At 47.9% G+C, this 21,107-nt stretch carries 19 protein-coding genes; 7 read left to right on the forward strand and 12 right to left on the reverse strand.

The annotated features are described in order from the left end of the window. Positions 1-111: 111 nt before the first annotated feature. Complete coding sequence (locus tag AR543_RS07015) at positions 112-1,281, reverse strand: stalk domain-containing protein (protein WP_060533025.1); 1,170 nt, start codon at positions 1,279-1,281, stop codon at positions 112-114. 236 nt (positions 1,282-1,517) lie between these two features. Between AR543_RS07015 and AR543_RS07020 the strand changes: the two genes are divergently transcribed. The 3 genes from AR543_RS07020 to AR543_RS07030 all read left to right on the forward strand — a co-directional run bounded on the left by AR543_RS07020 (position 1,518) and on the right by AR543_RS07030 (position 6,083). Beyond that, positions 1,518-2,753 carry an AraC family transcriptional regulator gene (locus AR543_RS07020; protein WP_227871850.1) on the forward strand — a complete coding sequence of 412 codons (1,236 nt, stop codon included), beginning with the start codon at positions 1,518-1,520 and terminating at the stop codon, positions 2,751-2,753. 172 nt (positions 2,754-2,925) lie between these two features. Further along, positions 2,926-4,431, forward strand: a complete 1,506-nt coding sequence (gene melA, locus AR543_RS07025) for an alpha-glucosidase/alpha-galactosidase (RefSeq protein WP_060533027.1) — start codon at positions 2,926-2,928, stop codon at positions 4,429-4,431. A gap of 653 nt (positions 4,432-5,084) precedes the next feature. After that, complete coding sequence (locus AR543_RS07030; protein WP_060533029.1) at positions 5,085-6,083, forward strand: Gfo/Idh/MocA family protein; 999 nt, start codon at positions 5,085-5,087, stop codon at positions 6,081-6,083. Positions 6,084-6,230: 147 nt separating this feature from the next. On the opposite strand, the gene AR543_RS07035 is transcribed toward AR543_RS07030, so the two are convergent. Further along, positions 6,231-7,310: a hypothetical protein gene (locus AR543_RS07035; protein ID WP_060533031.1), complete on the reverse strand. Its 1,080-nt coding sequence runs from the start codon at positions 7,308-7,310 to the stop codon at positions 6,231-6,233. Beyond that, positions 7,307-7,903, reverse strand: coding sequence for a sigma-70 family RNA polymerase sigma factor (locus AR543_RS07040; protein WP_227871851.1), 597 nt, complete (start codon positions 7,901-7,903; stop codon positions 7,307-7,309). Before AR543_RS07040 ends, AR543_RS07035 begins: the two co-directional genes overlap by 4 nt. Before the next feature lie 359 nt (positions 7,904-8,262). Between AR543_RS07040 and AR543_RS07045 the strand changes: the two genes are divergently transcribed. Next, the gene (locus AR543_RS07045; RefSeq protein WP_060533033.1) at positions 8,263-8,496 is read left to right on the forward strand and encodes a hypothetical protein; all 234 of its coding nucleotides are present in this window, start codon (positions 8,263-8,265) and stop codon (positions 8,494-8,496) included. Positions 8,497-8,741: 245 nt separating this feature from the next. Here the strand turns inward: AR543_RS07045 and AR543_RS07050 are convergent, their stop codons facing one another. Then, the gene (locus AR543_RS07050) at positions 8,742-9,668 is read right to left on the reverse strand and encodes a dipeptidase (RefSeq protein ID WP_060533035.1); all 927 of its coding nucleotides are present in this window, start codon (positions 9,666-9,668) and stop codon (positions 8,742-8,744) included. Positions 9,669-9,798: 130 nt separating this feature from the next. Here AR543_RS07050 and AR543_RS24210 point away from each other — a divergent pair, with 130 nt between their 5' ends. Together AR543_RS24210 and AR543_RS07055 are read left to right on the forward strand one after the other, a co-directional pair. Beyond that, a complete protein-coding gene (locus AR543_RS24210) occupies positions 9,799-9,978 on the forward strand; it encodes a hypothetical protein (protein WP_158523938.1) in 180 nt (59 codons plus the stop codon). Beyond that, positions 9,929-10,591, forward strand: a complete 663-nt coding sequence (locus AR543_RS07055; protein WP_060533037.1) for a C40 family peptidase — start codon at positions 9,929-9,931, stop codon at positions 10,589-10,591. The genes AR543_RS24210 and AR543_RS07055 overlap by 50 nt, the downstream gene beginning before the upstream one ends. A gap of 180 nt (positions 10,592-10,771) precedes the next feature. On the opposite strand, the gene AR543_RS07060 is transcribed toward AR543_RS07055, so the two are convergent. The 3 genes from AR543_RS07060 to AR543_RS07070 all read right to left on the reverse strand — a co-directional run bounded on the left by AR543_RS07060 (position 10,772) and on the right by AR543_RS07070 (position 15,644). Further along, positions 10,772-11,776 (reverse strand): cation diffusion facilitator family transporter, encoded by a 1,005-nt coding sequence (locus AR543_RS07060; protein WP_060533039.1) that lies wholly within the window; start codon positions 11,774-11,776, stop codon positions 10,772-10,774. Between the two features lie 701 nt (positions 11,777-12,477). Beyond that, positions 12,478-15,021 (reverse strand): sensor domain-containing diguanylate cyclase, encoded by a 2,544-nt coding sequence (locus AR543_RS07065; RefSeq protein ID WP_060533041.1) that lies wholly within the window; start codon positions 15,019-15,021, stop codon positions 12,478-12,480. A 35-nt stretch (positions 15,022-15,056) separates the two neighbouring features. Continuing rightward, positions 15,057-15,644, reverse strand: a complete 588-nt coding sequence (locus AR543_RS07070) for a biliverdin-producing heme oxygenase (RefSeq protein ID WP_060533043.1) — start codon at positions 15,642-15,644, stop codon at positions 15,057-15,059. Positions 15,645-16,406: 762 nt separating this feature from the next. Between AR543_RS07070 and AR543_RS07075 the strand changes: the two genes are divergently transcribed. Next, positions 16,407-16,979: a hypothetical protein gene (locus AR543_RS07075; RefSeq protein ID WP_060533045.1), complete on the forward strand. Its 573-nt coding sequence runs from the start codon at positions 16,407-16,409 to the stop codon at positions 16,977-16,979. A 118-nt stretch (positions 16,980-17,097) separates the two neighbouring features. On the opposite strand, the gene AR543_RS07080 is transcribed toward AR543_RS07075, so the two are convergent. The 5 genes from AR543_RS07080 to AR543_RS07100 all read right to left on the reverse strand — a co-directional run bounded on the left by AR543_RS07080 (position 17,098) and on the right by AR543_RS07100 (position 20,976). Beyond that, entirely contained in the window at positions 17,098-17,487 is a 390-nt protein-coding gene (locus AR543_RS07080; RefSeq protein ID WP_060533047.1) for a hypothetical protein, read from the reverse strand. A 30-nt stretch (positions 17,488-17,517) separates the two neighbouring features. Further along, a complete protein-coding gene (locus tag AR543_RS07085; protein ID WP_060533049.1) occupies positions 17,518-18,210 on the reverse strand; it encodes an ABC transporter permease in 693 nt (230 codons plus the stop codon). Beyond that, on the reverse strand, positions 18,203-19,123 hold the full coding sequence (locus tag AR543_RS07090) for an ABC transporter ATP-binding protein (protein ID WP_060533050.1): 921 nt from the start codon (positions 19,121-19,123) through the stop codon (positions 18,203-18,205). The genes AR543_RS07085 and AR543_RS07090 overlap by 8 nt, the downstream gene beginning before the upstream one ends. Before the next feature lie 183 nt (positions 19,124-19,306). Continuing rightward, a complete protein-coding gene (locus tag AR543_RS07095) occupies positions 19,307-20,239 on the reverse strand; it encodes a sensor histidine kinase (protein WP_060536676.1) in 933 nt (310 codons plus the stop codon). Continuing rightward, positions 20,239-20,976 carry a response regulator transcription factor gene (locus AR543_RS07100; RefSeq protein ID WP_017811641.1) on the reverse strand — a complete coding sequence of 246 codons (738 nt, stop codon included), beginning with the start codon at positions 20,974-20,976 and terminating at the stop codon, positions 20,239-20,241. Before AR543_RS07100 ends, AR543_RS07095 begins: the two co-directional genes overlap by 1 nt. Positions 20,977-21,107: the final 131 nt, after the last annotated feature.

Here is a 21,107-nt window from a genome sequence, read left to right on the forward strand (position 1 = left end):
GAGTATAAATCCAGCATTTATATTCGCCATGAACGTATTCATTCGTTCTATCGTTTGATAGGAGCCTGAAGAAATGGAATTTCACACCGAACATTCAGCCAGCTTATCAGATCAATCCAGTTTATCCAGATTGTACGTGGCTTTTACGGTTCCTTTATCAAAATCAGCGTAAGTAAAGTATAGGGTACTGCCCACACGCTTGGTGAAGTTGATCCGGTCGCCACCGCTCATTGGTCCTATATCTTCTTCAACGCCCTGCTGTTGTTCGTGAGTTAGGAACTGCTGATACAACAGCACACTATTTCCATTCTTCCGGTTGATTAGCTGAAGCTGGTGATCTCGGGTATTGCGGATCAACAGTATATCCTGATCGATCGCTTCCACACTGTATTTCTGATCTTTGCCTTTACCGGCCAGCTCTACGAGGTTCAGGGTTTGCAATACTTTGCCGGTACCATCTTCGATAATACGAAGATTCGTGCCATCGTTCATGACGAGCTTGTCCGCATAACTGTTCACTGTATTGCCGCTACCCCAGCCGAAATCGGTACCGGTCTGACGGATCAACTTGCCATCTTTGAACAGCAGCTGGAACTGCTGGCTGTTAATATGTGGCTCTCCATACGAATCATTGACCGTGATCAGCAGCAGACCGCCCGGCGTAGAGCGAAATTCCATACCTGTGGAATCTAACCCCGTCTGGATAGAAGCCAGTTTGACCGGATCTTGTTTGCCCCGACTGGCATACAGGTCGCCGTTAAGCTTGGTCAGGGTATAGGTGGTCCCTTTGTATACATCCGTAACGACCTCATAGGTATGCATATCATTAATCTGATAAGTATTATGCTGAGCATTGGGACGGACCAGCTTGCCGTCCAGTGCCTGCGCTGCGAACCGCAAAGGAACATAAATGGAAGGAGTGTCCGTTTGCTTGTTTTTGTGAATGAGAGCCGGTGCTTGCATAGTTACAATTTTGCCATCCAGTATGGCGGTTTTGCTGCCATCACGAACCGCGAATTTCTTGTTCCAGCCGTTATAAGAAGCGAGCTTGCCGGAAGCATCTATTTTGAGCTCCAGACCCAGCCAACTGGGGTAATAGCCGATATTCACATAGTTGACCCCGTTACGAACCAGAAGAGTCTCCGAAAATTCGCTGATATAACCACCCCCGGTATAATGAAGAATGAGCTGCGGGGAGCTGGCTGCCTGTACAGAAGCTGGAGATATCGGCAGTAATAGTGCCGAGGAAAGAGCCAGAGTGATCCATGCTTTTTTGTTCATGATGACAAATCCTTTCATTATATAAGGTAAATATTATATTTTTTACAATTATATGGACGAAAGAATGCTTATAAAGTTGCAACATGTTCAATTGGGATGGCACATTAGAAATATCTATTTCGTAGAGTAATGCGCAGTAGAGAGAAAGCAGCAAGGATATATGATATACATATATAGATAAATAACAGCAGGAGATGAAGACAATCCAATAGCAGATAGAGAAAGGAGGCAATACGATGAATAAGCCAAAAAATGATGGTCCTGATATCGATCACGCAGAGCGGAACAAGCACGATAATTCTGCTCAGAGCATAAAGCAGCACAATTCACGTCCTGCTGCACGGAAGCGTAATAGAAATTCTGCTGTACCCGAAGTGCCGGAAATCAGTGGAGGTCATGCGGTCTCAAAGCCGCTATCCTGGAAGGTTGATACGGTAAATTATAATGCTGCTGCTCTGGTTCAGCTGTCTGGGCGGGTGGGTACGTTATACCGCGATGACATTATCAGCAGCAGCTATCGTCCTCATTTTCAGGCGTATTATTACAAGCAGTGGACCAATTACGAGATGGCTTATCATCAGCACCCTTCGACCGAAATCATGTATATGATCTCGGGCAGCTGCCGGATTGAGCTTCACATTGAACGCGAGACGGATAGTACTGGGTTATTGCATCTACAGAATGAATCTGCAGGAGACGATACGTATCGACAGGGAGGCTCACCGGCAGAGACCCATAAGCTACAATCCGAATCGGTACACCTTCACAAAGGTCAGTTCATCGTGATTGACGCCAGTGTCCCGCATCGGCTGATTGTCCCGCCGGATTCCACCTGCCGTATGCTAAATATCGAATTTGGTCTTGTGTCTTCCGGCAGTGATTCTTCGCTGCTGAATGACATGATCCATGAAGAAAAGGAGCTGTCTGCCCTGCTCCTGGACCCCAAAGACTATTACGTACTATCTGATCCCGAAGAAGTCTATTACACACTCAAATCGCTTGTACTGGAGCTGGATCAGCAGCGGCCATCCTCTATGCTGGGTGATCTGCTGTTTGCCCAGCTGCTCGTGCGCATTGCCCGTCTGTATGGAGAGACGCGGCTACATAGTCTGCCGCAGAGCGAATCGTATGTTCGGCGCAGTATTCAGTTTATGCATCAGAACTACGATCGCTCAATCCGCATGGAACAGATCGCGGCTGCAGTGAATGTGCATCCAGGCTATTTACACCGTATTTTCAAAAAGCATATGCAAATTACCCCGACTGCCTATCTGAACGATCTACGTATGGACAAGGCGACGATGCTGCTCAGCCAGACGGATATTCCGATTCCGGAGATTGCCGACTACGTAGGCATCGCGAGCCGACAGTATTTTCACCTATTATTCAAAAAACATACCGGCTCTACACCTGCCGATTATCGCAATCAATCCGATCGATTTGTGAGAGATTACGCTAGTTCCGATGATTGATAACCGGTCACTCCAACGATGTATCTACAGCTGACTAAGAATAAAGGTTAGGATTTTTGACACCTTAGCTCCAAAAAGGTCATGATATTGATAACGCTTACTTCCTAATCAAAAGTAGAATATACACAAGCCCAGTCAGTATATATTCGAAGATGAAAATGGAGGGTATATCATGTCATTCAAAGTTGCTTTTGTCGGTGCAGGCAGTATCGGCTTCACCCGTGGATTGCTGCGCGATCTGCTCACTGTGCTAGAGTTCAGCGATATCGAGATCGCCTTTACAGATATCAGCCAGCATAATCTGGAGATGGTGACCGAGCTGTGCCAGCGGGATATTCGCGAAAATGGACTGTCTATTACAATTCAGTCCACCACGGATCGGCGTGAAGCGCTCCAAGATGCCAAATACGTCATCTGTACTATTCGAGTCGGCGGGCTGGAAGCTTTTGCAACCGATGTAGATATTCCGCTCAAATACGGAGTGGATCAGTGTGTAGGGGACACGCTCTCTGCCGGCGGCATTATGTACGGTCAGCGGGGTATCGCCGAGATGCTGAATATCTGCCGGGATATTCGCGAAGTGGCTGCAGAAGATGTATTGCTGCTTAATTATTCCAATCCGATGGCGATGCTGACATGGGCATGCAATGTGTACGGCGGAGTGAACACTGTGGGATTATGTCATGGTGTGCAGCATGGTCATCATCAGATTGCCGAAGTGTACGGTCTGGACAAAAAGGACGTAGATATCATCTGCGCCGGTATTAATCACCAGACCTGGTATATCCAGGCGACGCATAAAGGTGAGGATCTGACAGCCGGTCTACTGGAAGCTTTTGAAAAACATCCGGAATACAGCCGTACCGAGAAAGTACGGATCGATATGCTGCGCCGATTCGGCTATTACAGTACCGAATCCAATGGGCATCTAAGTGAATATGTGCCATGGTACCGCAAGCGTCCGGAGGAGATTGGCGACTGGATTGATCTGAACAACTGGATCAATGGCGAGACCGGCGGCTACCTGCGGGTATGTACCGAGGGACGGAACTGGTTTGAGACCGATTTCCCCAACTGGATGAAAGAAGAGCCCAAGCGATTCGTCCCGGAAGAGCGCAGTGAGGAGCATGGCTCGTATATTATCGAAGGACTGGAGACCGGACGCGTATACCGTGGACATTTTAATGTGATCAATAATGGTATTATCGCTAATCTGCCAGACGATGCAGTTATCGAAGCGCCGGGTTATGTGGATCGTAACGGTATCTCCATGCCACATGTCGGCAAGCTGCCGCTCGGCCCTGCAGCTGTATGTAATGTGAGTATTTCTGTGCAGCGATTGGCGGTGGAAGCAGCCATCCATGGAGACGATCAGCTGCTGCGCCAGGCCTTCCTGATGGACCCGCTTGTCGGCGCTGTATGTAACCCGCCGGAGATCTGGCAGATGGTCGACGAGATGCTCGTCGCCGGCGAAGCCTGGCTGCCCCAGTATGGCGAAGCAATTACGGCTGCCAAACAGCGCCTGACCGCAGGAAATCTTATCCCAACACGGGAATACGAAGGAGCCGCTCGCCTCAAAGTAAAAACTGTTGAAGAAATGCAGCAGGATCGCGACGCGGCTACCCGTAACGCCGGTGAAGCCGATAAAGGCAAAGACCGCGAGAAAGTACAGCATTAACAGGAACATCCGAATCGGCAGACAGCGAGCAAGAGGCGGTCTGCCGATTTTGATAAACGATGACAACCAATTTATGAGTAAACTTGATAAAACCTGATATACAGGTTAAATGGATGCTATAGATAAATAGCTTAAAAGTACTACAAGTATCAAGAGATACAAGAACATTGAAAAGAAAAAATCGAAAGTAGCCTGCCAAGGTATGCAAATGCTCAGAATGGAAGAAAGGAAATAAGGGACAGGACGACCTTTAAGCCTGCAGATCTTCCTTTACTCTCCCATCAAAAGATCTTCAGGCTTAACCGGAGGACAGGCCTTTATTCCTTTCTGGAGTGGATGAAGCTCCCATGACCCTGAGCTCGATAAAACTCCTTGCTGCCAAATGAATCTAGCCATCCAAGCATGCCAGCTACCTTATCTACACCCAGCACTGCAACTTGTATAACCTACCTTTATATGGAAAAAAGTGACAACCGAATAACAAATATTTAATACAAATTATCAGAATATTGATATACGGATGCCCCCAAAAACTTTACGCTTAATATAGAAAGGTATTGGTGAAATACAATCTAGCAGGTAACCAGCCTGCAACGTATACAGCCAGATGCTGAAATACAGCGGCATCCGGTTCCAAGGAGGAGAGTATTCATATGTCCCAATCAACCGAAGGCAAGATCAAATGGGGAATTATCGGCACAGGCGGTATCTCCAATAAATTCGTGGCTGACCTGCCGCATAGCAGCAATGGTATTGCCTATGCAGTTGGCTCCCGCAGTCAGGAAAGTGCTGACGCATTCGCCAGCAAATACAATATTCCCAAGGCCTATGACAGCTACGACAAAATGCTGCAGGACCCGGAAGTGGAAGTTGTCTATGTGGGAACGCCGCATCCATTACATAAGCAGAACGTGCTGGATGCTCTGAACGCGGGCAAGCATGTACTGTGCGAAAAGCCTTTTACCATTAATGCAGGTGAACTGGAAGAAGTGATCGCACTGGCAAGGGAGAAAAAGCTGTTCCTGATGGAAGGCATGTGGACCCGTTTCCTGCCACCGATCCGTCGTGCACGCGAGTGGATCCGTGACGGTAAGATTGGTGAAGTACGTCTGGTTAAGGCTGACTTTGGTTTCCGCATTGGCTGGGACCCGGAGAGCCGCTTGCTGAACCCTGAGCTGGGTGGCGGTGCGTTGCTGGATGCTGGGATTTATCCGGTATCTTTTGCCTCGATGGTACTAGGCGCGAAGCCTGCCGAAGTATTCAGTACGGCACATATCGGCGAGACCGGTGTAGATGAGCAGTTCTCGATCCTGCTCGGTTACGAAGGCGGCCGTGCCGCGACGCTAAACGGTGCTGTTCGTCTCGGCTTCCCAAATGAAGCGTACGTGCATGGTACAGAGGGTTATATCTATCTGCCGCAATTCCTGTTCGGCGCGTCTGCGTCGCTGTTTGTAGGTGGAGAAGAAGTGGAAACGTTCAACGACGACCGCGATGCCGAAGGTTATGCTTTTGAAGCCGAGGAAGTCGGCAAGCTGATCCGCGAAGGCAAGCTGGCAAGCGATGTAATCCCACTGGAAGAATCGCTGGATATTATGCGCCTATTGGACAAGGTCCGCAGCCAGTGGGGACTGAAGTATCCGGGCGAGCAGTAAGTATAGATGTACTTATTCTGGATGTTAAGACAATGTCTTTTCCATCAATCTGAATATAAAACTATATCGTCATACAAAAAGCAGCCCCAGAGCGAATAAAAATCGCGGGCTGCTTTTTTATATCTTTTGGAAATAAGATTTAAAATTCTATTTCAGACCTTCCGCCATTTTGATCAGTTCTTCCTTCGATAGGGACGGGTCATCTGTTGTCAGGTTGAATGTCGTATGCACCTTGCCTTGATCATCCGGCTGGGATGCCCAGTTCAAATATTGAGCAAGCCCCGGTTCCGGGTTGGCAGAGAATTCCAGAGATTGATTTGGCGTTGTACTGTAGAACATTTTGCCTTTGCTAGAATGTACTATGGACAGACTGGAATCTTTGGAATTTTCAAAAGATATATTATCACTGTTAGAATGAATCATGGAAAAGTAAGAGAGCTGAATGATTTTACCTGATGGTGAAGTATAAATCAGCATAGGCACTTGCAAAGAACGATCTGTATCATCTTCTGGAGGTACTGGTGCCCAGGCATAATCTCGCAGCGGATGGACGGCCTTGTTTTCCAACAGATTCGTGATCAGATGTACCTGCTTTTTCTTGTCATTCACATGGGCCCCGCTTATATAGTACTCATCCAGACCATAAGCGAACTTGTATCCCTCCGGTACATAGCTCGGGGTAGCTACCGGACCTGTGATAGGTTGTATGGCTGGGTACCAGCTGTCAATTTCCGAGAATTTATGCGGCTGATTAACGATAACCGTCGACCCCATATAAGCCATGGCGTTAAATTTGCTGCTGTGTACATAAGCCGATTGTCCGGGAGCCAGCTGGGAGCGCACTTCACTAACAATCTTTCGAATATCGTTACTCTGTTCTGGCGTAATAGGTTCCAGATCATCAATCGTGTAGGAAATAATAGCTTTGCCGGTTGTAATGGAATAAGCTACGTTTGCTGCATAGGTACCGCTGCCCAGCACAGTGATCCCAAGAACTAGCAGTACAGCCATCTGCCATTGATAATACCGCCCGCGTGGTTTGCGAACTTTGGCTGCAGAGGTACGTTTGCGGGAGCGGGTCTGCTTTTGCCGCTTGGCGGCGTACTGTTCAAACAGCTGCTCAATCCCTGCATCCATTTCCGGTGGAGCAGTTATCGTATGCACATTGCCCGACAGAACCGTCTGCAAATGCTGCTCCAGCCGTGTATTCTGCTGTTCCTTATTCATAGCGATTCCCCTCTCTCCGTATAGTATCGGGTCAACTGTTTCAGTTTGTCAGGATCTTTGCGCAATTTGGCTATAGCTTGATGGTGTCTGGATTTGGCTGTACCGAGCGGGATATCCAGCACATCCGCAACTTCCTGGAAAGAATACTCCTGGTAGTATCGCATAATGATGACGCTTCTTAGCTTGGACGGAAGCTGCTGAACCAGATTTAGCAACTCGCGTTCGCTCTCCTGCCGGATGACTGGCGTATCTGCACTGGTATGGGTCATCTGTTCTTTTTCCTGATAGGCACTTGTTCGCAGATTCAGTCGAAATCGGCGCCACAGCTTGCGATTCCAGTTGGATGTCTGCGCAACGATTAGACCATTCAGCCATTTTTGAAATGGCTTGCCGGAATCATAATTATGGAGTGAACGGAAAAGGGCCATATATACCTCGCTCACCACATCAGCGGTATCTTCGCTTCGATTCACCAGCAGCAGCACGGTTCGATAGATGTAATCTTTGTAGGCTGTATAGAAATTATGAAATGCTTCGCGGTCTCCCTGTTCCATCTGATACAGGCAGTTCTGTAGTTCTTGCTCTTGCAGCATCGTGCTCACCTCCTGATATGTATACTCTATATTGGTCCGCAGTACAGAAAAGGTTCGATTTTATGCGAAATAATTTCAATATACCCAACTTAAAAAGGATCAAGTGGATTTATCTCATTAGACTTATTTTTATTTTTTTGCTGAATATGTATATTGTTTGATAGAAAAACGTAATTTTGGTTGAAATACATAATAGAAACATCCTCGTTTTACATTACGCTGATATCCTTTTACACAATACGTGATCTTTATCCACTTATTTGGCAGGTTGCCTGATTACTTTCTGCTTTCGGTGAGACACTCCGGGAACGCAGTGGACCGCCTTGATCCCTAATCCTTTTGACTTGAGGTGCAATCCGATGAACACAATGAATGTAAGCGTTAACAAATGGGTAGGTTCGCTGCTTATTCTTGCTGCTCTGGCAGTTTATATTATTTTCCAGACCCGGATCGCCGTGATGACAGGTGTCGTGCTGCTGGCTGCGGGAATTATTATTAGTCTGCTCACGATTCCGCGCGAACAGCGGATTCAGCGGGCTGCTTTTTATATCGTGGCGATTCCGGTGTTTTATTTTATCCGTGCGTTCATGTAGCTTCTAGTAGTCGCTCTAAGTCGTTATAACTAACAGAGAATTAACGAGCTGCCCAGAATGTAGGTGTGTCTACATCACAGGTGAAATAGACTGGAACGATCTCTAATATGAACTTGTACCAAAGAAAGCCTGACCGTCAGAACAGCTGACCGATCAGGCTTTTTTGCATCGTCTGCCTAAATCAAGGATATCCTGTTTTCCCATCCTGTTCGGACAGTGCTTACCCCTGCATAGAGATCTTCATGCTACACCGGTAAATGCCGGATAAAGTTCTCATGAGCGAACCCCCGCACCTGTTCTTCCGTATAATGGTTAAGTAGCTCATCAATCAGCCGCTGCGTATGGCCTGCATGCTCCAGTCCCTGGATATGAGTGGAGATCCCGTCGAAGTCCGATCCCAGCCCGATATGCTGTACGCCGCCCAGTGCACAGAAATGATCGATATGCGTAATCAGCTGCGGGATCGTAACGATCTCGGTATCCTGTACAAAGTAAGGGCAATACACCACATGCACCATCGCCTGTCGGTCGAACATGGCACGTGCCTGATCATCGGTCAGATTACGTGGATGATCGAGCAGGGCACGTGCATTGGAATGACTGGCGATCGGATGATGGGCAATTTCGATTACATCCCAAAAGGCACGCTCACATAGATGGCTCACATCGGTCAGCATATTGTACTTGTTGTACATGGCAACCAGTTCCCTGCCAAAAGTCGTCAGCCCGGCTCCACGCGGCTCCAGTGCTCCATCGGCTGCCAGATTGGCATAATTCCAGGTGAGTCCCACCGAACGTACACCGAGCCGGTAAAGCAGATGCATTTTGTGCAGATCATTACCGATCGGGTCGACGCCTTCGAGTGTTAATAATGCACCGATCTGACCAGGTTGTAATCTGGAAATCTGGCTCCACTCAGTGATATGTACGATTTCCGGATGCTTTTCCAGTACCTCTGCATAGAAATAATGGATCTGATCCAGACAGGACTGGAACTTTAGCGGATCCGGCAGATCAGGATCGACGAACACGGCATATCCCTGCAGACGGACCTGCCCCTCCAGCAGACGATCCCGGTTGGTCTCCAGTTCCGGCGCATCCGTATAGCGAAGCTTGCCGCCAGATTCCCATATCTTATATAATGCATCACAATGAAGATCAATAATATGCATGCTATTCAGCTCCCTTGACGATCATTTGGAATATATTGTTTCTAATTACAACATATCTGGACGAGATGGTAAAGGAAACGGACTGATCGGGTATAAGAACAGAAGAATAGAAAAGTTCAACAATTGAATTTTGAAAAGAAAAACATGGATCATTGTGACAGCAGAAGCAGAAGCAGAAGCAGAAGCAGAAGCAGAAGCAGAAGCAGTCTCGACTACGTTGCTGTCGCAGTCATCCAGTATCCATATCTTCGAGGTGCAGTATGAAAAAATGGTATCAACCTATACAATCGCTGGGACGCCGGCTATTTGACAAAGATCACGATAATCGCATCAAATGGGCGGAAATCTATCTCGCTGTAGGCGGAGTGCTGCATCGTGCATTGGTAGAGGTGCCGCGCCGACGTGCAGCAGTGCGGCGCCAGCAGCACGATCTGCCGGTCTCCCGCATCCGCGAGACGCCGCTGCTGCCCGGCGATATTATTTATACCCCTAGTTCCGAATCGACCTATTATGCCGGACATATGGGTATTCTGGGAATGGATGGACGTGTCTATCATGTACATCCGTTTGGTCCGGTATTCTCGGATACGGTGGAGTGGTATATCAAACGTTTTTATGTAGGCGACCGGTTCGTGGTATTTCGTTCCAGACAGCCGCAGGCAGGAGAGCAGGCTGCACGCTGGGCACAGGATCATTACCGGCAGGTGACTGCCTACCGGCTGCATACCGGTCTGGATAATATCCAGCGCAACTATTGCTCCAAATTTATTTATCAGGCGTACCTGTTCACCAGCGGCATTGATATCTGGGCCAAAGGCAGAGCCCGTACGCGGCAGGGCTACATCTACCCGTTCCGCATCGTCAAGTCAAAGGAACTGGACCTGATCGCCAGCTACTACCGTGAAGCACCTGCCAGTTCATGAGTGTCCCAGGAATGTCCAATAGACGATTGATCCATATTCCTTTTGCCCGATAGTAAGCGTAGGGAAGGATGGATATCCATATTTCGCTGCTGTGCAGCCTTTTGCCAAACCCAAAATAAGCGGTAGAGTCAATGAATAGACTCTACCGCTTATTTTAATGACCAGGATACAAGGAACCGCTTATTCAGGTTCGATCTCGGTTTTGCCTGCTTTCCAGCTCTGTATACTATCATCCTCAATAATACTGAGCGCTGCATCCGCGATATCCGGATTCACCAGCAGCGCTTGCTGTACCCGTAGCTTGATATCGTCCGCATCAGCCAGCGTCAATCCTTTGATCAGCTCGATCACGCCATCCACATGGTAATAACGCCCTTCCTGAATAATGCGCAGCGACTGGATATCCGCTACATGGCTGTCTGCGAAGATGGTAGCTGTTACTTTATCCGCTACATCCTGCGGAGCCGATACCCCGATCAGACCGATCATATTATCATAACCAACCCGGAAAGCGACCGCGATCATCAGACAGCCGATCAGCAGGGTTACGACACCATCCATCAGTGCAAAGTTGGTCAGTGAGATCACCACGACCGAGATCAGCGCCAGCAGAGCACCCAGCACCGCAACGATATCTTCATAAAATACGAGACGCGTCGGCGGCGCAGCACGTCCTACATTACGGAAGGCACTGCTCACAATGCCGAATCCATGCGCTTCGGGAGCACGGGATTCATGAATGATCTCTTTCATGGCTTTGACCAGAATCATGCCATCAACGAGGATATTAATGATCAGCACCACAATATTCAGCCATGCACCACCCGATGAAGCCACCGGATGCTGAAGCAGATGAATGCCTTCATGAATCGTCTCGTAAGCCATAATCGTAACAACGATGACCGCGATCATACAGAAGATATTGATAACCCGCCCAAAGCCAGTCGGGAAACGCGGAGTCGGTTTCTTCTCCGAAAGAATACTGCCGACAAATACAAACCCCTGATTCACCGCATCTGCCAGGGAATGCATTGCCGAAGCAAACATGGCGCCACTGCCACTAAACAAAAAAGCGCCGCCTTTGCACAGGGCGATAATGGCATTACCGATCATGGCGATTGCCGATGATTTATTACCTTTTTTGATAAGTGAACCGATAGTTTCTTTCTCTGTTACCTGAGCCACAGTAGCCCTCCTTACCGTCAATAAGTTATGTATGAGTATAGGACGAATCTAACCGATTATATCCAAAGCTAAACCTTTCTCCAAATGCTTGTTAGGGTAAAGGATCAGGTGCATGTTCTACAAATAACATATGCAGTGGGTCATAAATGTCATAAAATTAGCAGCTTTAGAGCGGCTTGGTATGCGGATAACAATTTGTTTTGGCGGTATATTGGAAAGTAGTGAAAAAATATTGAGGAGTCGGCAGTTTTGGTAGCTGGTTTGGTGAGAGATCGCTGCGGAAAGAGATTCTACCACTCCCTCCGGTTAAGAATGGAGATCCCGACAATCGCTTGCAGCATTCGATCTCCATTCTTAAATGTCAGTCGTTGGTAGAATTCTCTTTCCTCCGCTGCATGCAGAGCAATCTTGTGGAGCAGATCTTACTAGCTGAGATGCAGTAGGGATTTTAAGGAAGAGTAGATGAATAGGCAGTTTTTAGAGGATAGAAATTTAGCTTCTGCACGATTTATCTTTAAGCATTTATCGTTCATTATTCACCAGCCACAGCTACCTGCATAGCAGTAGTATTTCGCCCAGACTTATATGCTCAGGCACATACAGTCATCTAACACATGGCATAACAAAATACCCTCTATCCATAAAGCGGATAGAGGGTGAATATGCTGCTGTCAGAACCAATTTCTGGTCAGCTGAATAAATTAAAGAAAGGAAACTTGATTTTTGCCCATATTCTTCGCCTGCATAAGCGCTTCTTCGGCGCGCAGGATCAGATCGGTCGGGTGCATCAATGGGTCTGGATTTAGGATAATACCACCGACGCTGACGGTAATGTATTCGCCCGAATTGGACATATCGGTCGGGATTTGTAAAGCGAGTACATTACTGCGGATTTCGTCAGCGAGCTCGAATACCTGCGTCTCGGAAGTACCCTGAATTTTCATCATAAAGGTACCACCGCTAAAGCGGGCAATATCGGCGCTATACTTGGAGCTGACAACGTTCAGTACATCGCCGACCCATTGAACGCAGAGATCGCCACCATTCAATCCGTGGATCGCATTGTATTCGCGCAGATCGTCGATGTCGATCAGCAGCAGGGAGACCTGCTGATCTTTTTGGATAGCCGTATACCAGTCATCCAGCATTTTCTTTTCAAAAGCCACGCGGTTGGGCATATCGGTCAGTGGATCGGTAGCCATATAGCTCTGCAGTTGATCACTCATGACAGTATAAGCTTCGGTAAGTCCGGCTTCCTCCTGAGCTTCACGCGCGATGATCATGACAGATGGCTTGCTGCCATAGCTTATCGAGGCCAGCGTGAGTTCCAGCTTGATCGATTCACCTTCAACGTTCTGGAAGCAGGAATTGTTGGAGATCATATGGATCAGATTCTGCTCCAACTGATCCAGGTAGCTGATCATATCCGATTTGAAATTATCCTGAACAAACTGCAGGAAGTCGCGTCCGACCAGTTCGCTGGATTGCCCAACTCCCAGCAGCTCGGCGGCCTGGTTATTGGAATAGATAATGTGCCGATTCGTCAGGGTAAAGAACGCCACCGGCGACATTTCCATCAGCTGCATGTACCGCTGTTCATTGCGGCGCAGCGTCCGAGCATCCTGCAGAGCCTGATCTTCGATCTGGCGCAACTGGTTCTCGGTCTGCTGATGCACAATCGACTTGAGTTCCGGCAGGATATTCAGTTCCTTGTTCTGCCAAGGCAGGGAGGTGGACTGTACGACCTGTCTCCATTTCTCAAACGATTTACGCGGCGACAAGCGTATACCGTCATCTTCCTGGATCACGGCTTTGGCCGGATCGCCTGCCCAGTCTACGACCTGCACTACTTCCGGACGGAACCAGATAATGTAGTTTTGCTGCCCCGGCGAGATCGCCAGGTACAGCGCACCGGAAGCTTTGTCCTTGTAGGCTTTGGCCGATTCGTATTCAAGGCTCAGACGGGAAGTTGCATAGGCATAATCCCGTGAGCGGCTGCCGAGCCAACCCGCCAGTTCACGTACCTGACCGGGATTTGGTGTAACGCCATACAGCAGCAGCTTGTCCTGGTAGCTGACTGCAGCGCCGGAAGCGCTCATTAGGCCAAGCAGTGTGTCTTCTTCGTCCTGTAGCTGTTCGGCAACACGTACAGCACTGGTTGCACCGGTAAAGATGCTGGAGATACGCAGTGCCTGCTTACGCAGCTGCAGTTCGCCTTCGTAGCTGTCCAGCTGCTGACGCTGGTAGAGCTCGCTGGAGAAGAACGAACCGAGGAAGTTGCACAGATTGCGCAGACGATGGGAAATATATTTAGGTGAATAGTGGTGACAGGTAATCAGTCCCCACAGCTGGTTGTCATGGATCAGGGAAATGGTCAGTGTTGCGCCTACGCCCATATTATGCAGATATTCGATATGCAGCGGAGATACGCTGCGCAGCACGGACAGGCTGAGATTTAGCGGTTTGCCAGTTAGTGGCTGTACGGCTGGCAGTACATCGACAGGTTCATAGTTTACGTCCACAATCACACGCAGCCAGTTGCGCAGATACAGCGCCCGTGCCTGCTTCGGAATATCCGATGCCGGATAGTGATGACCGAGGAAAGGTTCCAATCCGTCAGCTTTGGATTCTGCGATAACTTTACCATTCCATTGTGTATCAAATTCATAAATCATTACCCGGTCATAACCGAGCATATCCTGAATCTGTTCTGCCGCCGCCTGACTGGCTTCGGTACGACTGCTGGTCTGCTTCACCAGATTGAAAAAGCTGCGAATCCATTCAAACTCATTAAAGATCCGGTCATCTTCCTTGGAAGAAACCTCCATTTCCAGAATGATCAGTCCTTCACTTTCATGCAGTACCACGAAGAAATCAACGATCTCTTCACCGACTTCTATCGCTACTTCGGTATACTGCAGATCCGATGTTGCTTCTGCTCTAAGATCGCTATTCAGCAGGGTAAACAGCTGCTCTTCACCAATAATAGCTTCCAGCGGCTGACCGAGCAGTTCGTTGACTGGACGTCCCAGCAGATCGCCGGAGTTGGCACTGCATTGTACAATCTGGTTTTCACTGTCTTTGGTAACAGCGAGCAGTACCCCATGGGGCTGAATGCGCCCTGGAATATGAATCGGTTCACGGTCACAGTTGGTCAGATCGATCGGTTCCTGGGTAACATACCCGCCATCCGTTAATAGTGATCGGTTTAGCGGTTGATTTTCCTTTTTTTGAGCATCAGACATAATGGACAGGCCTCCGTTCTTGGGTTGTATTCAAATTATGCGCTCAGCCATTGATCCAGCAGTTGGAATGTCTCGCGTGCGGAATGAACAATCTCCTGACTGTCCTGTTCCGAGGTTCCTGCTTCCAGTACCATTTGGCGGAATCCCATCCATTGCTCACGGGTATCCTGACCATATCCATTAAAATAGGAGATGCCTGCGCCCGGTTCTACCGGCAGGAATTTCATCAATTGCTTGGTGATAATTTGTCCGCCCAGTGTAGAGCCTTCAATGACATAAAAGCAGCCAATCATCCGCGCCGGTGTAGAGATATCCGGCAGCTGTGTACAGAGCGGCAGCTGCCGCAGCTGCTCGTCAGTGAGTCCTAGATGCAGCAGATCCTGCTCCAGCAAAGCGGCTTTGCCGCGAATCGTCATATCAAATCCCAGCTGTTCCGGCAGTCCTGACTGCACCGCCTGCTGCTCCAGCGGCTTCAGAAATCCGTAAAACAGTTTTAAATAAGAAACATATTCCGGCAGGGTCATGCTTTGGTCCATCATGGACCGGGCATAGGCATTATTCTCAATCTGCTGATGAGCATCTGCCGTATCCTGTCGTAGTTGTTCCAGTACATTTGTAGTCATCTTCATCGCACCTTATCTGAATTAAAATGGTTTGCATGCTGTATAACAAAAAATCCATGTCCTCCCCGGTATCCCAGCATAGAAACGAACAGCCGGCTGTATTAAGCGAATAGCCGGTAAAAAAACGAGAATACAGAGCAGGCTGCAACTTCTCGGTATGTCATCATGCCGGAGAACGGTAAGGAACCATGGATTTCGAATAGAAACGAGTAAAAACAGACAGGCGCAGGATAAATCATAATATACATACTTTCGAGTAACTTAATGTGTTAACCATGTGAAATCAAAAGGCAAAACGTAAAGATAATCGCTGATGCAGCACAATTGCACAAACCGTGCCTGACTATTTTACCATGTTGAACTAGGCAAGAATAGTTACTAATTTAAATATAGTTTGTACAAGTAATAGAGTTAGCTCCTGAATAATACTGAAATAACGGCTGTGCATTGCTGCATAACAATCTCTGTCTGCTGCCAATCTGATTATAGCGAGTCACCTACAGGCCAGAAGACGTAGCGGCATAGACACAATTAACCAGATAGCTGACTCGTGAATAACATCAAGTCGTTAATACAGGCATTCGAACCTCGAAGAGCAACCCTCTACAGTAGGGATGAAGTCACAGGATTTGGCCAAGGATATGGTATTCAAAAGCAGTTCGTTTCGGGTAATATAATACTATATCGCTTCAAGCCGCCATGTTGGAATATTGCAGAAATATAACGGCTGCCTTATAGCCGCAACACAAGGAGGATATACATATGAAAGCGTTTAAATTAGGGGTGTGGACTGCTGCGTTTACCCTGTTGCTATCTGGCTGCTCTGGTGCGGGAGTGAATTCGTCTTCTGTGGATGGAATACCGGCCCATAAAGCTGCTGCATCTTCCACCAATCAGGCTACAGCAGGCGAAGCGGATACGAACACAGTGAGTATCCAGACGATGGAAGCGGCTCAGACGGTAGAAGAAAACGCAGGTGTTCACTATGACGAAAATGCCCGGATGGCGCTCAAGGAGACGATTAATCTGTCCTTTGACCTGATTACAGCCATGAGCAAGAATGATGCTGCTTACATAACTTCTGTCTCTGCACCGGATGTAAAAGTCGATGCAGAGCAAAAAACGATTACGGTGGATGACTATGAACGTCCGTTTCTTAAAAATATCAGTCTGAACAATCTGGAATACCGATATTATTTCCCGCGTGATCCGCAGCATATCGAACTGGCTTTTGCGGTAGTCAGCCATAACGAGACGCCGTCGTATGAATTGGTATTCGATTATGTCAAAGGCGAGAATGGGCAGTGGCTGTATCACGGTCATCTCAACCGCTGAACGGTAGAAAAACCATTTATCCGTATTGAAGACTGGAGGCATACCAAAAAGCGCTGACTGTAGGGTTACAGTATCAGCGCTTTTTGGCAGGGTATTATTTGTTGGCATATTTGTTTATTCAAGAGTTGGAGCTGTTCGCTTTCTTTTTGATCGAACGCATCATATAGAAGTATGCTGACATCAGACCAAAGCAGACAATCATAATCCAGATATACTGCAGCACCACAGACATCTCCATAGCTGCAATCCAGCGTAGACCATAGATGATCAGTACAGTAGCCACTGCCACGATCGCCACGAATCCAATTATTCCGGCTATCTTTTCCTGACGGGAAGAGAACTGCAGATAACCGCGAATATCTTTGCGATGATGAAGAGCCGTGAGCAGTACGTACACCAGTATGACCCACATATTCCAGCCCACATTCAGCATGACGAAATTGATCAGCATGAGCAGTACGAGAAAACCAACCAGCTTTTTATAATGAAGATCCAGCCATTTCAACATTATATTCACCTCATTTTCATTTATATAGATTCAGACAATATCCTTATTCTCGATATTGCGGATCGCCATATAGGCAAATCCCACACCAATTACAGCAAATCCTACAGATACCATCGCAAAATCACTCAACTGAAAAGAACCAAAATCGCTCGATAAAATAATCGTAATAAATACCGAAGACACAATAGTCGCTGGAACCGACTTATGACGCATCCCGAAGAATAGAGGGATCAGACTCATCCCTGCTGACCAAAAAGCGTTAATAACCAGATTCAGCAGATACTGCATGACCATGGCTCCGGTCAGCACTTCCTGAATCCGTCCTGTATAATGGTTGATCCCCAGCACGATGGCGCCAGTAACCACATAAGTCATAACAATGGTTACAAAGGTAAACAGGAACACCATGGTGAGCTTGGCCGACATCAGCTTTTTACGGGAGACCGGATACGTGAAGAGCTGATTAATCGTACCGTTTTTGTATTCATTAATAACGAGCCGGCACAGCAGAACCGACGAGAAGATCAAAAAGGTCGATTTGGTAAAAATCAGTATCATATCGGAAATGTCCGCATACGTATTAAAGCTTACGCTTTCTTCCAGATCGACAAATACGAGCAGGCAGGCAAATGCGATGATAATGAGCATAGCAAGACCTACACCCTTGAACAGTATATCGACAACCCGGTGCTTGCGGAATTCCAGTGCCATTAATTTAAGCAATATGCTCACCTCCGGTTAGCTGCAGGAAGTAGTCTTCAAGGGAATACTGCTTTTTGTTCAGACTATCGAGTTCGATATCTTCCAATGCCATTATTTTACCGATCTCCCGGGTAGTGATATCGCCGTCGTAGATACGGATCGTATTCGGTTCGATAATTTTGAAATTATCAAGATTCAGCTTGCTCTCCAGCACATAGGCAGCCCGGGTTGTATCCGCAGTGACCAGTTCGATGAATGCAGTCTGCTGATCGCGAATCGCTGCCATGGATACTTCCTCAGCGAGCCGGCCCTGATGAATTACACCGATCGTATCTGCGATCTGCTCCATTTCTCCGAGAATATGACTGGAGATCAGCAAAGTCATACCATACTCGCGGCTGAGCATCCGGAAGATTTCACGCAGCTCTCTAATTCCAGCAGGGTCCAGTCCGTTAATCGGCTCATCCAGAATCAGCAGCTCCGGCCGGGTCATGATCGCCCGGGCAATACCGAGCCGCTGCTTCATTCCAAGAGACAGCTGCTTGACCGGCTTGTTATCCAGACTGCTCAGCTTGACCAGTTCCAGCGCTTCCTTGGCAGCAGCTGGGTCATAGTAGCCCATATATTCACCGTGCAGCATCAGATTCTCCCGGGCAGATAATTTGTCGTAAAAGACCGGATATTCGATAATGCTGCCCATCCGTTTGAACATTTCGTAAGAATGTCCCGTAATCGCCTGACCGAACAATTCAACCTCGCCGCTGGTAGGTTTGACCAGATTCATGATCATCCGCATCACCGTTGTCTTGCCTGCTCCATTGGGTCCGAGAAATCCGTATATCTCTCCCTGGCGTATATTCATATTTACCTGTCTGACGACTTCATGTCCGTCATAGGCTTTGGTGAGCTGCTGCGTCCGCAAAATATACTCCATTATCCATCATCCTCTCTCTTGCAGCCACGATGGCTGCGGCTTGCTGTGTATTGATACTATTTATTGTACGGAGGGGAGTTTGCTTTTTTCTTAATCGATTCTTACTTAATTCTTAAGCTGCAGCTGCGTATGCTATGTTCGGATATGCCGTACCTTGCATGGACGATTAAAAGATAAGAAAGTTTAATAGGACATTTTGCGAAAGGATACCGTAAAAGCGGTTCGTACATACGGCTGGCTGGTAAGTGCTATTCGGCCGTTCATCTGCTCAGTTAGACGCTTGGTAATCGTCAGCCCCAGGCCACTGCCCTGATAGGTACGATTACGGGAATCTTCCAGCGTATACAGCCGTTCGAATACCTGATCCTGATGACTCTCGGCGATGCCTTTACCGCGATCCCAGACTTCGATATGGGCATACTCGGCATCCGTATAGAGACGAAGTCCCAGTACTGCACCATCCAGTCCATAGCGGATACTATTGGAGATCAGATTGCTGAGGATGCGGTCCAGTGCTTCGGTATTGCCCATAATATGTACCTTCTCTTCGGGCAGCTCAATATGGACTTCAGTTCCCTGATGGTCCAGCAGATCGTAGAAGCTGAGCATGTTGCGCCGGCATAGTTCACCAAGTTCCACCCGCGACATATCCGGCGCTGCATCTCCCGACTCCAGCTTGGCCAGATCGAAAAAAGCATTCACTAATCCAATGGTCTCCATTGACTTGCGGTGGATAGACTGAATAATCTGCTGCTGTTCACCTTCCGGCAGATCGCTGCGCTGCAGCATCTCACTGCAGCCGAGTACAACAGTCAGCGGGGTCTTGAGATCATGAGACATATTGGCGAGCATATTGCGCATAGAACTTTCCAGCCGAGCACGCTCCACGATGCCCCGGTGATTCACATCCAGCAGCCGGTTCAGATCAATCAGCAGTTCACGGATACGAGGGTCCGAGCTGACCAGCAGCAGCCTTTCCTGTGTCTGCTGGTCGAGAATGGCATTCAGCTTGTAATGCACGTAGCGCATTTCCCGTGAGCGGCTCCGCAGACGATTTTGCTGGGAGAAGAGGATAATGAGCAGCACAAGAATCAACAGCAGCAGGAGGGCTATCATCATAATCCCGGTTCTCCCAGCTTATAGCCGATGCCCCATAGTGTCTTGATATACTGCGGCTTGGAAGGTTCATCTTCGATCTTCTCCCGCAGTCTGCGCATATGTACATTGATCACATTCTCATCGCCGTAATACTCGTCCTGCCATACGCTGGCATACAGTTGGGATTTGGTAAATACCCGATTGGGATGAGTCACGAATAATTTGAGAATCTGGAACTCCTTGGCTGTCAGCTGTATGGGTTCATTGTTCTTGGTTACCGTATAGTTATCCGGATCGACGATCAGATTAGCCCAGTAGATAAGCGAACTGGCAGCAGGAAGACCAGCATCAGGAGAATCGGATACCGCTGTCGGATGCTGCTGTGGTGCATAACTGGCTCGACGGATCGCAGCCTTCACCCGTGCCGTTAGTTCAATCATCGAAAAGGGCTTGGCAATATAATCATCTGCCCCAAATCCAAGACCGAGCGCTTTGTCCAGATCACTGTTTTTGGCAGACATGATGAGGACAGGAACGAGACTGGTACTGCGGATCTGCTGCAGTACTTCAAATCCACCGAGTCCCGGCAGCATTAGATCAAGCAGAACCAGATCGTACGGCTTTTGCATAAAGGCTGCCGCTGCATGTTCTCCTTCATAGACAGTATCGATGTCATAACCTTCTCTGGCTAAATAGGAACAGACCATATCGCTGATCGCGAGATCGTCCTCGATTAAAAGTAAACGTTGATTCATGAGAACCTCCCGAATAGATGGTATAGAGTAGACAAAGTAAATAGATGCCAAATAACGGTAAAATGAAAATATGAATAAAGTATAAAGTATTTCGGCAAGCCGTACATTGACGATGTAATAGCTATAAGCTG

It is taken from the genome of Paenibacillus bovis (genome assembly GCF_001421015.2).
Classification (GTDB): Bacteria; Bacillota; Bacilli; order Paenibacillales; family Paenibacillaceae; genus Saccharibacillus; species Saccharibacillus bovis.